Source organism: Micromonospora tarapacensis (assembly GCF_019697375.1).
Classification (GTDB): Bacteria; Actinomycetota; Actinomycetes; order Mycobacteriales; family Micromonosporaceae; genus Micromonospora; species Micromonospora tarapacensis.
This window is the reverse complement of the sequence record NZ_JAHCDI010000004.1, coordinates 2614814-2628439: the sequence shown is the minus strand read 5'-3', so window position 1 is coordinate 2628439 and position 13626 is coordinate 2614814. Positions and strand designations below refer to the sequence as shown.

Here is a 13626-nt window from a genome sequence, read left to right as displayed (position 1 = left end):
ACGGTTGATGGAATGACATCACTTCTCGACCTGTTTGCCGTACCGCCGACTCTGCTCGCGCTCGGCGAGCCGACGCACGGTGAGTCCGCCTTCCTTCAGGTTCGCAACGGGACCTTCGTGTCGCTGGCCGAGCAGGGCTACCGGTCGATCGCGCTGGAGAGCGACCGGGCGGCGGGACTGATCGCGAACGAGTTCGTTCAAGGCTCCACCGCCGTCACACTCGACCGTGCGCTCACCGAAGGGTTCAGCCACGGGCTCGGCGCCGCCCCGGCCAACCGCGACCTGCTGCTGCGGATGCGCGAGTGGAACGCCGGGCGGTCGGCCTCCGAACGCCTGACGTTCCACGGCTTCGACGCCCCGCTGGAAATCGAGGGCGCCCCGAGTCCCCGGCGCTACCTCACTCGGGTTTGTGAACTCCTCGGCCTCGACCGATCAGCGGAGATCGACGGCCTGATCGGGGACGAGGCTCGGTGGAGCGACATGGCAGCGATCTGGGAGCCCGGCAGGTCGATCGGGCGTTCGGCCGACGCCCAGCGCCTGCGGGTGATCGCCGACGACCTGCTGACCGAGCTGTACCTGAACGCACCCCGACTGGCCGAGGGCTGGCAGACGGCGTTCGTACATGCCACGTCCGCCATCGCGGTGCTGCGCTACCACGCAGCGGCCGCCGCACCACTGACGCGGGAAGAACGCTTCGCCCGCCTGGCCGGGGTCCGAGACGCGCTGATGGCCGAGAACCTGCTCGCGATCCGCTCGGCCGAGGCACACCGCGGGCCCACGCTGGTCTTCGCGCACAACACGCACCTTCAGCGCCAATCGAGCACGATGACCATGGCCGGAACAGACGTGTCGTGGGCCGGCGCCGGCGCGATCATCGCATCGCTGCTGGAGGGCCGGTACGCGGTGATCGTCGGTAGCCTCGGCGCAAGCCCCGCGCTCGGCATCGAGGCGCCTGCCCCGTCGACCTACGAAGGCAGGCTCCAGCAAGAGACCATCCTCCCGCGGTACGTCCGGGCATCCGAGATAGCAGCGGCCGAGCAGAGAACGCACGATTACCGCTACTTCCCGCTGGATCGGGCCACCATCGAACACGCCGACGCGGTGCTGCACATCCCGACCGGCGTCGACGCGGCGGTGCTCGCCGACCGGATTCTCGCGCTACCCGGTGTCGAGCAGATCGTGGCGAGCGAGGAGGACGGATCACCCGAGAGTGCCCGGGGCGACCGGTTCTTCTACGTCGGCCCCGACCGCCGCCAGCCGTTCGCCACCATCGTCGAGCACGACGTGCCCGGCTTCGACGAGGCTTCCCAACTCGACCGTCCCGGCGTCTTCCGCCTCAACCTGGACCTGGGCCGAACCGAGTTCGAGAGGCTGTTCGGCTTCCCACCCAAGGCCTTCGAGGACCACCGGCACGAGTTCGACTTCGCACGGCTGGACACTCTCGTACCGCACCCGGGCTACGCGCGGTACGGCTTCGGCAGCATCGTCATGCCCGGCCCGCACATGCTGCCCGAGATCGACCGGCTCCTCACCATCGCTCACGCCCGAGCAGTCGACCGCCGCGAACGCGCCGTACGGCGCGCGGCTGACCACTGAGCCCGACGACCAGCTCCCCAGTCGACTTTTGTTCGTCCCGGCCGATCCCGGCGCCAGCGCGGACGCGCCTTGCCGCAACCGGTACGCGCCACGTGAGCCCGACCCCTGCCATTGCGGCACTTCCAGGACTGCGACATCCAGCACCCCACACCCCGCTCTCCGCACGATCAATCATCGGAGCACGTGCTGTTGCACTGGGTGGTGCACGTCCACCAGCTGGGCGGATCCAGGGTTGGCCCCGTCGCGCTCACCGAGCGGCCCGAGTCAGGATCCCCTTGGCCGTGTCCCTCCGGCGGCGGAGACCGTCACGGCCTCAGGAGGGAGCGCCGACGGGCGGAGCTTGCGTCTTGTCACGTACGCCGAGAACCTCGTTGACGAAGTCGTCCTTGTTGCGCGCGTAGGTCATGAGGTCGGCGCCGTGCGCTTGCGCGAGATCGCGCTTGAGTTGCTCGTACCGGGACCGGTAGTCCGCCCGGCGCCGCAGCGCATCGCGGAAGGCAACCCGTCGCCGCCACAGCAGGGAGGTCGGCTCGGTGAGGTGAAGCTGGTAGGTGCGCTCCCACCAGTTGTCCGTCTCCGGCTTGAAGAAGTAGTGTGCTTCCTCCGGACGGTGGACGCCGTTGCGGTAGCCGAGAGCCGTGACAACCGCGATGGCGGCTCCTGCCGCTGCCAGACTGCTCACCGGCGCCATCATGTCGATGATCGGCTTCGCGGCCAGGCCGGGAACCGATGTGGAGCCGATGTGCTCGACCGGCCCGACCAGCCATCGCGCCAGAGCCGCTTCGAGGCCGACCCGCTCCTGCTCGAACAGCACAGCCCAGTGCGGATCGTACGGGCTGAGAGTGACTGGTGTGCCCTCCACGAGAACTGCCTTCCACCACGAAGTACGGGCCGAGCGGCGCCTCTTATCGTCCCCTTCTCCGTAGATCCCCTGTTCGACGGCGGTCAGCCATCCTGCCTGGTATCAATGTCGCCATGCCCGAGCTGAGCCCGCCCATCGTACGGGTGCATCGATCGTTCGTCGCCGCCATGACCGAGTTTCGCGCCGAGGGGCGCGGTAGCTCGGGAGATGACACCGTGATCGGGGCTGAGCTGCGCGAGTTTGGGCGCCGCTGGGCGGTACCCGAGGGCTTTGCCGCGTACGTCGACTGGTTGCGGTCCCAGGCCCTGGCGGAATCGCCCCGACCTGAAGGCTACGTGCCGTCGACCACCCTGTGGTGGACCCAGGATGACGACTACCTCGGCCGCCTCGCGATCCGGCATCGCCTGACCCCTCGCTTGCGCGAGGTCGGCGGTCACATTGGCTACGACGTACGACCATCGGCGCGGCGTCGGGGCCATGCCACCGCGATGCTACATGCGGCGTTGCCGGTGACGTACCGGCTGGGCATCGAGTCCGCGTTGGTGATGTGCGACGTGGACAACGTCGCATCCCGCAAGGTCATCGAGACCAACGGCGGCATCTTGGAGGACCAACGCGGCGGGAAGTTGAGATTCTGGGTGCCGACCGCTTGACCGAAAACTGCGGTGCTGAGTGACGGGCTGCCCGCCAACGACCAACAAGGCGCGGATCTGCCGCGACGCGCGCGTCGCACGGCGTCACAACTCATCGCCGTCGACACGGCCTGACGGGCAGGAGCGAACGCGGCGGTGCCGCTCGGAACCGAATTCGGTGGCGGCGGTCGCAGCGGGCGTGCAAACCTCAAGACGCCGCACCGCTGCACCCGAGTGGAGGGTGTCGGCCACGACGACCACGACGAGGAGTGACAATGCGAGCAGCTTCCACGCTCCGGACCCTTGACCGTCCTACCGTGGAGTTCTGCCTTGGCGTTGTTGAACCTCGGAATCGTCGCCCATGTTGATGCCGGAAAGACCAGCCTGACCGAACGCCTGCTCTACGAGGCCGGCGCCGTGTCCCAGCTGGGCAGTGTTGACGCCGGTACGACGCGGACCGACTCGATGGAGCTGGAGCGTCGGCGCGGGATCACCATCCGGGCGGCGGTCACGTCCATCATGATCGGTGATCTGAGCATCAACCTGGTGGATACCCCAGGCCATCCCGATTTCATCGCGGAGGTCGAGCGTTCGCTGGCCGTGTTGGATGCCGCCGTGCTCGTGGTGTCGGGTGTGGAGGGCGTCCAGCCGCAGACCGTCGCCATCTGGCGGGCGCTGCGCCGCATCGGCGTACCGACGGTGTTCTTCCTCAACAAGGTGGATCGCCGCGGTGCCGATGTCGACCGGGTGATGGCCGAGGTACGTCAGCGGCTCGGGGCACGTGCCGTCATGCTCTCCACGGTAGTCGGCCAGGGCGGGTGCGACGCCCGGGTGCGGGCCGTGAGCCTCGACGCCGGACCGGTGGTGGAGGCGGTGGCAGAGGTCGACGACGCGGTAGCGGCGCGGTGGCTGACCGACGAGCCGTTGTGCGTCCGCGACGTCCGGCGTGCGATCCGGGAAGCGGTGCGCCGCGCCGAACTCACCCCGGTGGCGTGCGGCTCGGCGATCACCGGAGCCGGGGTGTGGCAGCTGGGCCGTCTCCTGGCCGACCTGCTGCCGCGCGCCGAGGATCGGGACGGTCCACTGGCGGGCACGGTCTTCGCCGTCGACCGGGACGGATACGGCCGGCGTACCTGGCTGCGCTTGTGGTCCGGGCGGCTGCGCGTACGGGATCGGGTGCTACTTGCCGGAACTCGCCCCGAGACGGTGACCCAGATCGCCGTCATCGAGCCAGCAGGCGTCCAGGTGCGCCCTGCGGTGTCCGCCGGGCAGATTGCTGCGGTATGCGGCGTGTCGGCCCGGATCGGCCAGCACATCGGAGACCCGCCGCGGCGGCATGCCTACCAGTTCCCGCCACCGACCAGGCAGGCGGTCGTCGAGCCGGTAGAACCGGACCAGCGCCTGGCGATGTTCGCCGGCCTGGCCGAGCTGGCCGACGAGGACCCCCTGGTGGACCTGCGGCTCGACGAGCAGCAGGCGGAGGCGGTGATCCGCCTGCACGGCGAGGTCCAGAAAGAGGTGCTTGCCGCCCTCATGGAGGACCGGTACGGCGTCCGGGTGCGGTTCTCCGGCACGCTCACGGCCTGCATCGAACGGGTCGTCGGCACCGGAGCCGCCGAGGAGCGGGCGCACGAGCGCGGCAACCCGTACCTCGCTGGGTTGGGGTTGCGTGTCGAGGCCGCCCCGGTCGGGCACGGCATCGAGTTCCGCCCCGGTGTCGAGCCCGGCCGGCTGCTGCCGGCATTCGTCGCCGCCACGGAGGAGGGTGTGCGGGCCGCGCTCCGGCAGGGCCGGCACGGTTGGCCGGTCACCGACTGCACGGTCACCATGACGGCTTCCCGGTACTGGCCGCGACAGAGCAAGCCGCATCAGAAGTTCGACAAGTCCGTTTCGACGGTGGCGGGGGACTTCCGCAATCTCGCCCCGGTCGTGGTCGCGGCGGCGTTGCGCCGGGCCGGTACCCGGGTGTGTCAACCGATCGAGCGGTTCGACGTCAATCTTCCACAGCATGCGGTGGAGACGGTGATGGCGTTGTTCGGCCGGCTGGGAGCGGTGGTCCACGACACCGCCGTCGCCGGTGGTTACCTCGAGGTGGGCGGCACCCTGCCGTCGGCGCGGGTGCCGCGGGTCGTCGCTGCCCTTCCCGACCTCACCGGTGGCGAGGCCGTTCTGACCAGCAACTTCGACCACTATGCGCCGGTCACCGGCGAGGACCCGCCGACGTTGCCCCGGCGCGGACCCGATCCGGGCGATCGGGAGGCGTGGTTCCGTGCCGTACCGCGGTAGGCCGGTCGGGACGTCGCGGCATGCCCGCCGATCCGGCTGCCGGCCGGGGCGGCCGGCGGCCGAGTCACTGCAAGATGGCATCCTGCGCACGCCGTCGACTACCCGGCGCGGCTGCTCAAGCTCCTGGGATGTCTGTGCGCTCGCCGTGTCCTGGAGGTGGCGGAGGGGTTCGTGTCGGTGGGCTGGGGCAGGATGTGGCCATGACCGTGACAGCTCGTCTGGACCTGGCCATCTTCGACGCGGCGGACATCGACCGGGTCGGCTCGTTCTATGCCGAGTTGACCGGCTGGGACGTCGTCCGTCAGGACCCTGACCGCTTCGGCGTCCGGACCCCGGACGGTCAGGAGGTCGAGTTTCAGCGCGCACCCGACCATGTCGGGCCGCGGTGGCCCGGGCAGGAGCACCCCCAGCAGTTCCACCTGGACCTGCAGACCGGCGATCCCCAGGCGCAGGCCGAGCGGGCAGTCGCCCTCGGCGCCGTCCGGCTGGCCGACGGCCCTACCTGGATCACACTGGCCGACCCGGCCGGTCACCCATTCGATCTCTGCCAGGCGGACGGCGTCGGCCCGGTGATGAGGCTGTTTGCGGTGACCATCGACGCCCCCGACGCATCAGCCCTGGCCCGCTTCTACGCCGACCTCACCGCTATGGAGATCACCTACGACGGGCCCGAGGGCGCGCTCATCGCCGGGGGCGGTAGGAGCCTGATGTTCCAGCAGGTCAGCGCCTACAACCCGCCCCGGTGGCCGGATCCGGCGCACCCACAACAAGCCCATCTCGACCTCCTCGTCGCCGACCTCGACGCGGGCGAGGCCCGGGCAGTAGAGTTGGGCGCCCGCCGCCGCAGCGCCGACACCGAACGCTTCAGGGTCTTCACCGACCCGGCCGGCCACCCGTTCTGCCTCATCCGGTAGCGCACCGGTTTCCGCGCCCGTCCGGACGATCTTTCGGCATAGCGTCGAATACGGGGCGAGTCGTTCGTAGAACAGGTGACAGGCGGCCGGAGGAGGTCGCCGGGACAAGGGAGCCATGCGATGACCCGGTAATTGATCTCGTTCAGCGACGGCGCGATGGACCACATCCCCGACGAGGATTGGCCCGACGTGGGCAAGGCCTCGCACGCGGTGGTCCAGGAGGCCGTGAACGCCGGCGTGTGGGTGTTCGGCGCCGGACTGCAACGGCAGCGGGCGAGCGTCGTGGCCACGGACGGGACGGTCATCGACGGCCCTTACCCGGAGACCAAGGAGGTCATCGGCGGGTTCGTGGTCGTCGACGTGGCCTCACCCGAAGAGGCGCTGGCGTGGGCTGCCAGGATCGCCGCCAGTTGCCGCTGTGCACAGGAGGTCCGCCAGCCGACCCGGCCGCACCGGGACCGCGATGTCCCAGGCAGGTACACCGACGCGGACCGGCCCGGCAGATCGCACCTCACGATCGTACGTCTCGGTTCAAGCGACCCCCGGGCCAGCACACATCCGCACATCGACCAGATCCGGACGCTGCCGGGCTCACCAGAGCGAGTCAGGGGTGGTGGCAGAAAGCCACCGCGCCGACAGCCACGGCGAGTTCCCCGGTCACGACCCGTCCGGCGGGTTGGCCGGCTGCTGTCCCGGCCAGAACGGCCACTCCTCGAACGACCGACAACGTCCGTCGTCAGCGAATCGCATGATCCATAGGTCGCGGTACTCCTGGTCGACCGGGTCGCCGTAGCGGACCTCCTGGCGCGACACCGCGGTGTCGCCGTCGACCGCGACGATCTCGCTGGTCATCTGGAATACCTCGTCGGGGCCCTTGCGCTGCTGTTCCCACATCCGGGCGATGGCCGGCAGGCCGACGACGGGCGTCCAGTACGGCCCCTGCTGATAGCCCGCATCCTCGGTGAAGATCGTGACCAGCGCCTCCGTGCCCGGCGTCCGCCAAACCTGCTCGTAGGCAGCGATCCAATCGTCGACCTGCTTCCTGTCCATGGACAACACCCTGCCATCCAGCGGGCGGCCGGCGGCGGGAACCGGCCGGCCGCCGGGTACCGCTCGTCTCTCCACCTCCACCGCTTCGTCCGTGCGGTCCGCCACCGGCGCGCCTCATGCTGTTCCTCGTCGACGGCTAACCGCGCACGTGCAGGCCGAAACCCTTGCGGCCCGGCATTTCCAGGCCCTCCTTCAACCGCAGTGACGGGATCTCGTAGTCACCGAAGTTCTGGCGGCGGAACGCGATCGGCTCGGTCGTCTCCAACGACAGCAGCCGCTCCTGCCACACCTTCGCGGCGTTCTCGAAGCCATCGTCGGTGATCTTGTCGGCGCCGTACAGCACGAACGGCGGCAGCACCTCCACGCCCGGGTAGTACAGGATCCCGTGGTGGATCGGGAACAGTAGATCCTCGATCGGGCCGTTGATCCCGCGATCGGTGTAGTGGGACTCCGGGCCTCCGACGGTCACCGACAGGATCGCCCGCCGTCCCCGTAGCGTCCCCTCGCCGAAACGCTCGCCGTAGTGGGTCTCGTCGTGCACGCCGACGCCGTACGCGAAGTGGTATGAGAACACCCGGTCCACCCAGCCTTTGAGGATCGCCGGCATCGTGTACCACCACATCGGGAACTGGAAGACCACCGTGTCGGCCCACAGCAACTTCTCCTGTTCGGCCGCCACGTCGCGGGTGAGCGCGCCGGCGTCGTACGCCCCGCCCGAACTCCGCGCCACCTGCAGCGGGCTCGTGGCGTACCCGCCGAAGTCCGTCGCGTCCACCGCGGCCTTCCAGTTCATCGCATACAGGTCGCTCACCCGCACCTCGTGCCCGGCGGTTTCGAGGGTGGACACGGCGAGATCCTTCAGCGAGCCGTTCAGCGAGCGCGGCTCGGGGTGGGCGTAGACGATGAGCGTCTTCATGGCTGCTCCCTTCGGTGAAGTGCGTCGCCATGGATGTTCGGTCGTCGAGGCCGCGTCGTTCAGGGACGCCTCTTCCGTTGGACAGGACTTCCTGGTAACGGCAGGACCACCTTCACCTGCTTTGCCGGAGCGATACTGGAGGCATGGACGACCTCGCGGGCTTCCTGCGTACCCGGCGCTCGCGGGTCGACCCTTCCTCGGCCGGCATCCCCACCGACAGCCGCCGCCGCGTCGAAGGGTTGCGCCGCGAAGAGGTCGCGCACCTGTCCGGGGTCAGCGTCGACTACTACGTACGCCTGGAGCAGGGCCGCGCCACCCAGCCCTCCGAACAGGTCCTCGACGCGCTCGCCCGGGTCCTCGACCTCGACGAGACCGAACGCGGGCACCTGTACCGGCTCGCCCGGCAGCGCCGCCGCCGCGCCCCGTCGCCCAGCGGTCGCCCGCGACCGGAGGTGCTGCGCGTACTCGACCTGATCGCCGACGCGCCCGCTGTGATCATAGACCACCGCCTGGACGTGGTCGCCGGGAACCGCCTCGCCGGGCTCCTCTATTGTCGCCAGCTGCCGGGCTTGAACACCGCCCGGCACATCTTTCTCGAGGAGGCCGAGCGCGGGCTGTACGCGGACTGGGAGACCTGCACCCTCGACGTGGTCGGGCACCTGCGCCTGGCCGTCGGCAAATACCCCGACGACCCGCGCCTGGCCTCGCTCATCGGCGAGCTGGCAATGGGCAGCGAGCGGTTCCGTCGCCTCTGGGCCCGCGCGGACGTGCGTGCCCGCACCCATGGACGCAAGGCGTACCGGCACCCGCTGGTCGGACTGCTGGAACTGCACCAGGAGAACTTCGCACTGCCGGATGAGTCGGGCATGGAGTTGCTGGTGCTGTCCGCGGCACCCGGGAGCCCCACCGAGGACGGCCTGCGCCTGCTGGGCGCGCTCCATGGTGACGGCTGGGCGCTTCCGGTCGTGCCGCCCTGACGGCTCGGGCACGGCCGCCGTCCGCGGTGAGGCGTGGGTACGCCGCGCGCCGTCGCCGATCGGGCCGGGAGGGTCGGCGGTGCTTCTCGTCGGTGACCGTTTGGCTCGGCGTGATACACCAAGACGCGAGGCGCCCGGAAACGCGAATGGCCTCCTTCCGCCAGAGGGTGAGGGGTACGCCGATGAGAGCGGTCGTGTACGACCGTTACGGGTCTCCGGACGTGTTGCGGATCGAGAATCTTCCCAAGCCGTCTCCGGCTGCCCGGCAGGTGCTCGTCAAGATCGCGGCGACCTCGGTCAATCTGAGTGATTGGGAGACCCTGCGCGGCTCGCCGCTGTACTCGCGCATCGGTGGGTTGCGCTCTCCGGCACGCCGGACACTCGGCTCCGACATCGCCGGATGGGTCGAAGCGGTCGGCCCGGCCGTCAGCGGGCTGCGGCCCGGTGACGAGGTGTACGGCGACAACCTCATGCTCAAGGGCGGCTTCGCGGAGTACGCGGTCGCCCCCGAATCGGCGCTGGCCCGGAAGCCCTCGGCACTGACCTTCGCCGAGGCGTCGACGATTCCGCAGGCGGGCGTGATCGCCCGGCAGGGGACCGAAGGCGCCGGAGCCGGGCAACAGGTCTTGATCAACGGTGCCGGGGGCGGTTCGGGCTCGTTCGCGATTCAGCTGGCCAAGCGGCTCGGCGCCGAGGTGACCGGCGTCGACAACGCGGGCAAGCTCGACTTCATGCGGTCGGTCGGCGCGGACAGGGTGATCGACCACCGCAGCGAGGACTTCACCCGCAGCGGCCCGTACGATCTCATCCTCGATCTGGTCGCGCACCGGTCGGTGTTCGCCTACCGCCGGGCGCTGGCCCCCGGTGGCCGGTACCGGTGCGTCGGCGGGTCGGTCCCGGCGCTGCTACGCGTACTGACGATCGGCTCGGTGGCCGGTCGGCTCACGCACCGCCGGCTGGGCGTGCTCGCCGTCAGGGAAGGGCCGACACACTTCGAACCGGTGGCGGATCTCTGCGTAGCGGGTGACCTCGGCATCCACATCGACCGCACCTTCACCCTCGACCAGGTGCCCGAGGCACTGGCCCACGTCGGTGCGGGACGCGTCCTGGGTAAGGTCGTGGTGAGCGTGAACTGACCAGCCGCGTCGCCTTGACGACCTCGATCCGGGTGATCAGGCCAGCGCGGACCTCGAACCGGATCGTCGCCAGTGGGTGGCCGCCTGGTGCGATCACGGCGCCGACCATCCCGTTGACGACCAGGGGAACGCTGGCGTGGATGCGGTCGAGAAAGTGGCGCGTCTCTTCGGCCACGCGCCTGGAGCTTCCCGACGACGCACCGAACCCGCTGCCCGAGATCGCGGAGGCCGGCGTTTTCCGCGCCCGGATCGCCGAGTGGGCGGGCACGCCGGTCCCGCCGGTTCCGCTCCACGTTCTGGGTCGGTACTCGGGGTGAGCACCGGCATGCAGGAGCTACCGGCGGTCGTTGCCTGGACCTGCATCGCTGCCAACGCCGGACTATCGTGATCGCGTGAGTACTCGCCATGTGCCTGCACAGATCGGTGACCTGCCTCCGATCGGGAGGCCAGCCAACAGCGCCCTGCTCGAAGCCGGCATCACGACGCTCGCGCACGTGGCCAGCCACAGCCGCCGCGATCTACTGGCCCTGCACGGAGTCGGGCCGAAGGCGGTCGGCATCCTGGCCGCGGCGCTGTCCGAGCACGGTCTCGCCTTCGCCGACTGACGGCAATCGGCCAACGATCAGCGCGGGTCTGTGTCGCGACGGCCCGCCGTCAGCTGGCTCACCACGGTCGGGCCAAGCGACGGGTCGGGGGAGCATCCGTGTGATGTGTGCAACGCTGGAGGGTGGCGGGGTTCGATACGCTCGGCGGCGTGGAGGTCGCGGGGGCCGGGTCGCCGGTCCAGGCGCAGGGACGCCGCCGCTTCGTCATCTGCGGTGACGACAGCCTGGCGTACCGGCTCGCCGACGAACTGGCCAACCGGCACGGGGGCGGGGTGACCGTGATCCTGCGGTCACGGACGTCGCGCTACGGTCGACGGATCGCCCGGCTGCCCGGCGTACGGTGCATCGTGGCGGAGCGGCCGGACGTCGACGCCTACCAGGCGGCCGAGCTGGGCGCGGCCGACGCGCTGGCCCTGGTCGACCGCAACGACGTCGCCAACATCGAGGCCGCCCTGCAGGCCCATGACCTGCACCCGACGCTGCGGATCGTGGTCCGGATGTTCAACACCGGCCTGAGTCGCGGGCTCGATCAACTGCCGTACTGCACGGTCCTCTCCGACGGTGCGCTGGCCGCACCGGCCTTCGTCTCTGCCGCCGTCGGCCAGGCGACTCCCCGGCACGGCCTGCGCGACGGCACCATGTTCGTCGCCGACCGGGGCGAGGTGCGCGACCACGAGGTGGTCTGCGGTCTGGCGATCACCCGTGACCGGGACGAGCCCGAGGTGCTGCCAACCCGGCAGCACGCCGCCGACCTGGTTCTGGCCGTGGTGGCACCCTGGCGGCCGGAGGTGCCGCGTCGCCGCCCGGCGACCCACCGGTATCCGCTCGGGACGATCGCCGGCCGGGTCTGGCGCCGGATCCGCCTGGTTCTCGGGATCTTCTTCGGACTGCTGCTCGCCGCCGCGGCCGTACTCGCCCTGAACGGGCCGGAGACCACCTGGTCGCAGGCGTTCTTCGAAGCGGTCCTCGCCACCCTGGGCGGTGCGGACGTCGACCCGAGCGCCACCCCGGTGGAGAAGGTGACCCTGGTTGCCCTCACCATCGCCAGCATCGCCCTGATCCCGCTGCTCACCGGCGCGGTGGTGGACGCGGTGATCAAGGTGCGGCTGGAGGTGGCGGACGGCTCCCTGCCGAGGCGAGCCAGCGGGCACGTCATCGTGGTCGGGTTGGGCGGGGTTGGCAGTCACGTGGTCGAGGGCCTGCACGCCCTCGGGGTCGACGTGATCGCCATCGACCGGTCGGCGGAGGCGCGCGGCGTGCCGGCCGTCCGGGACCTGCGGATTCCACTGCTCATCGGGGACGCCAGCCGACGGGAGACCCTGCTCGCCGCCTCGGTCACGACCAGCCGGGCGTTGGTCGTACTCACCTCGGACGACGTGACCAACCTGGAGACCGCGCTGGTCGGTCGGGCCGTCCGGGCCGACCTGCGGGTGGTGCTGCGGCTCTTCGACGGCGACTTCGCCGACCAGGTGCAGCGCGCCTTCGACCTCACCATCTCCCGCAGCGTCAGCTACCTCGCCGTACCGTCGTTCGCGGCGCGGATGCTCGGCCACGAGCTGGAGGCGATCCCGGTCGCCCGCCGGGTCCTGCTGGTCGCCGAGACGACGGTCGGGGAGCGTTCGCTGCTGGCCCGGATGACCGTCGGCGACCTGCGCCGGCCGGGCGAGGCATGGCTGCTGCGGCTGACCAACCTGTCCGGCAGTCAGCTGCCAGCGACCGTCGCGGACGGACGGCGGCTGCGCCCCGGCGAGAAGATCACGGTGGTGGCGACCCGGGCCGGGCTGGCCCGGCTGATGGTGGAGGCGGCGGGCCGACCCGACGCGCTGCCACACATCGTCCCGTACGAGTGAGTCTGTTGATCGTCGTGCGCTGGACGAGATCGGCGAGACCTGGTCGCCGAAGAGCGGGACGGTCTGCGCGGACCGGTAGCCCGCGAGCTCAGCGGCGGTGTGCCGAGGTCCAGCCTTGCTGTTGCAGCCGTTCGATGCCGTCCAGCAGCAGGTCCAGCGCGAACTCGAACTCGAACTGGTCGTCGCAACCCGGTCCCACGACCGACGCGTCGTCGTGGGACGCCGCTTCGGCGATCTCCGCGAGGTGCGGGAACCTGGTGGCGATCTCCGGTGGTAGGGCCGCCGGCGGGGTGGGTTTGGTCGTGCCGGACCGGCCGGCGCGGCGGGAGGCGTCGAACAGTTCCTGGCTGAAGCCCAGGATCCGGCTTCCCATCGCGTGCATCACGTGGTGGGCGAGGTCGGCGGAGAATCCGCCGGCCCGCAGCGTCCCGATCATCGAGTCGAGGTAGGCGAGGACGGCCGGCGTCGCCATGTTCCGCGACTCGATCGCGAGCGGTGCCCAGGGGTGGCGTTGCAGCAACTGTCGCGCCGAGAGGATGCGCCGACGGACCGCGTGCTTCCAGTCGGCGTCGGGCACGGGCGGGTCGATCTCGCCGACGACCACGTCGATCATGCCGTCGAGCAGTTCGTCCTTGTTGGCTATGTGCTTGTAGAGGGCCATCGGCACGACGCCCAGATCCTGGGCGAGATTGCGCATGCTGAGGGAGTCGATCCCGGCCTCGTCGGCGAGCGCGACGGCGGCGTGCAGGATCCGGTCCCTGCTCAGCGGCGCGCGGCGCAGCGTCTCGGCCTGCTCAGCCAT

At 70.2% G+C, this 13626-nt stretch carries 13 protein-coding genes; 9 read left to right on the top strand and 4 right to left on the bottom strand.

Going from position 1 to position 13626, the window contains the following annotated elements; all coding sequences use genetic code 11:
- Positions 1-12 precede the first annotated feature (12 nt).
- Positions 13-1596 carry a DUF6194 family protein gene (locus KIF24_RS17860; protein WP_221085032.1) on the top strand — a complete coding sequence of 528 codons (1584 nt, stop codon included), beginning with the start codon at positions 13-15 and terminating at the stop codon, positions 1594-1596.
- A 313-nt stretch (positions 1597-1909) separates the two neighbouring features.
- On the opposite strand, the gene KIF24_RS17855 is transcribed toward KIF24_RS17860, so the two are convergent.
- Positions 1910-2458, bottom strand: coding sequence for a GrpB family protein (locus KIF24_RS17855; protein ID WP_331461182.1), 549 nt, complete (start codon positions 2456-2458; stop codon positions 1910-1912).
- 113 nt (positions 2459-2571) lie between these two features.
- Here KIF24_RS17855 and KIF24_RS17850 point away from each other — a divergent pair, with 113 nt between their 5' ends.
- From KIF24_RS17850 to KIF24_RS17835, 4 genes are all read left to right on the top strand, one after another.
- Positions 2572-3111, top strand: a complete 540-nt coding sequence (locus KIF24_RS17850) for a GNAT family N-acetyltransferase (protein WP_221085030.1) — start codon at positions 2572-2574, stop codon at positions 3109-3111.
- A 309-nt stretch (positions 3112-3420) separates the two neighbouring features.
- Entirely contained in the window at positions 3421-5376 is a 1956-nt protein-coding gene (locus tag KIF24_RS17845) for an elongation factor G (protein WP_221085029.1), read from the top strand.
- 200 nt (positions 5377-5576) lie between these two features.
- Positions 5577-6290, top strand: coding sequence for a VOC family protein (locus KIF24_RS17840; protein WP_221085028.1), 714 nt, complete (start codon positions 5577-5579; stop codon positions 6288-6290).
- 156 nt (positions 6291-6446) lie between these two features.
- Positions 6447-7049, top strand: coding sequence for a YciI family protein (locus tag KIF24_RS17835; RefSeq protein ID WP_230416575.1), 603 nt, complete (start codon positions 6447-6449; stop codon positions 7047-7049).
- Here the strand turns inward: KIF24_RS17835 and KIF24_RS17830 are convergent.
- Both KIF24_RS17830 and KIF24_RS17825 read right to left on the bottom strand, forming a co-directional pair.
- Positions 6948-7340 (bottom strand): YybH family protein, encoded by a 393-nt coding sequence (locus KIF24_RS17830; RefSeq protein WP_221085027.1) that lies wholly within the window; start codon positions 7338-7340, stop codon positions 6948-6950. The two genes, KIF24_RS17835 and KIF24_RS17830, sit on opposite strands and share 102 nt — an antisense overlap.
- Before the next feature lie 136 nt (positions 7341-7476).
- Positions 7477-8256 (bottom strand): NAD(P)H-dependent oxidoreductase, encoded by a 780-nt coding sequence (locus tag KIF24_RS17825; RefSeq protein WP_221085026.1) that lies wholly within the window; start codon positions 8254-8256, stop codon positions 7477-7479.
- A gap of 143 nt (positions 8257-8399) precedes the next feature.
- Between KIF24_RS17825 and KIF24_RS17820 the strand changes: the two genes are divergently transcribed.
- The 4 genes from KIF24_RS17820 to KIF24_RS17805 all read left to right on the top strand — a co-directional run bounded on the left by KIF24_RS17820 (position 8400) and on the right by KIF24_RS17805 (position 12824).
- The gene (locus KIF24_RS17820; protein WP_221085025.1) at positions 8400-9233 is read left to right on the top strand and encodes a helix-turn-helix transcriptional regulator; all 834 of its coding nucleotides are present in this window, start codon (positions 8400-8402) and stop codon (positions 9231-9233) included.
- Between the two features lie 182 nt (positions 9234-9415).
- Positions 9416-10369 (top strand): NAD(P)-dependent alcohol dehydrogenase, encoded by a 954-nt coding sequence (locus KIF24_RS17815; protein WP_221085024.1) that lies wholly within the window; start codon positions 9416-9418, stop codon positions 10367-10369.
- Between the two features lie 392 nt (positions 10370-10761).
- Positions 10762-10974 carry a helix-hairpin-helix domain-containing protein gene (locus KIF24_RS17810; protein ID WP_331461181.1) on the top strand — a complete coding sequence of 71 codons (213 nt, stop codon included), beginning with the start codon at positions 10762-10764 and terminating at the stop codon, positions 10972-10974.
- 149 nt (positions 10975-11123) lie between these two features.
- On the top strand, positions 11124-12824 hold the full coding sequence (locus tag KIF24_RS17805; protein ID WP_221085023.1) for an NAD-binding protein: 1701 nt from the start codon (positions 11124-11126) through the stop codon (positions 12822-12824).
- A gap of 88 nt (positions 12825-12912) precedes the next feature.
- Here KIF24_RS17805 and KIF24_RS17800 read toward each other — a convergent pair whose 3' ends face one another.
- Entirely contained in the window at positions 12913-13626 is a 714-nt protein-coding gene (locus KIF24_RS17800) for a TetR/AcrR family transcriptional regulator (protein WP_221085022.1), read from the bottom strand.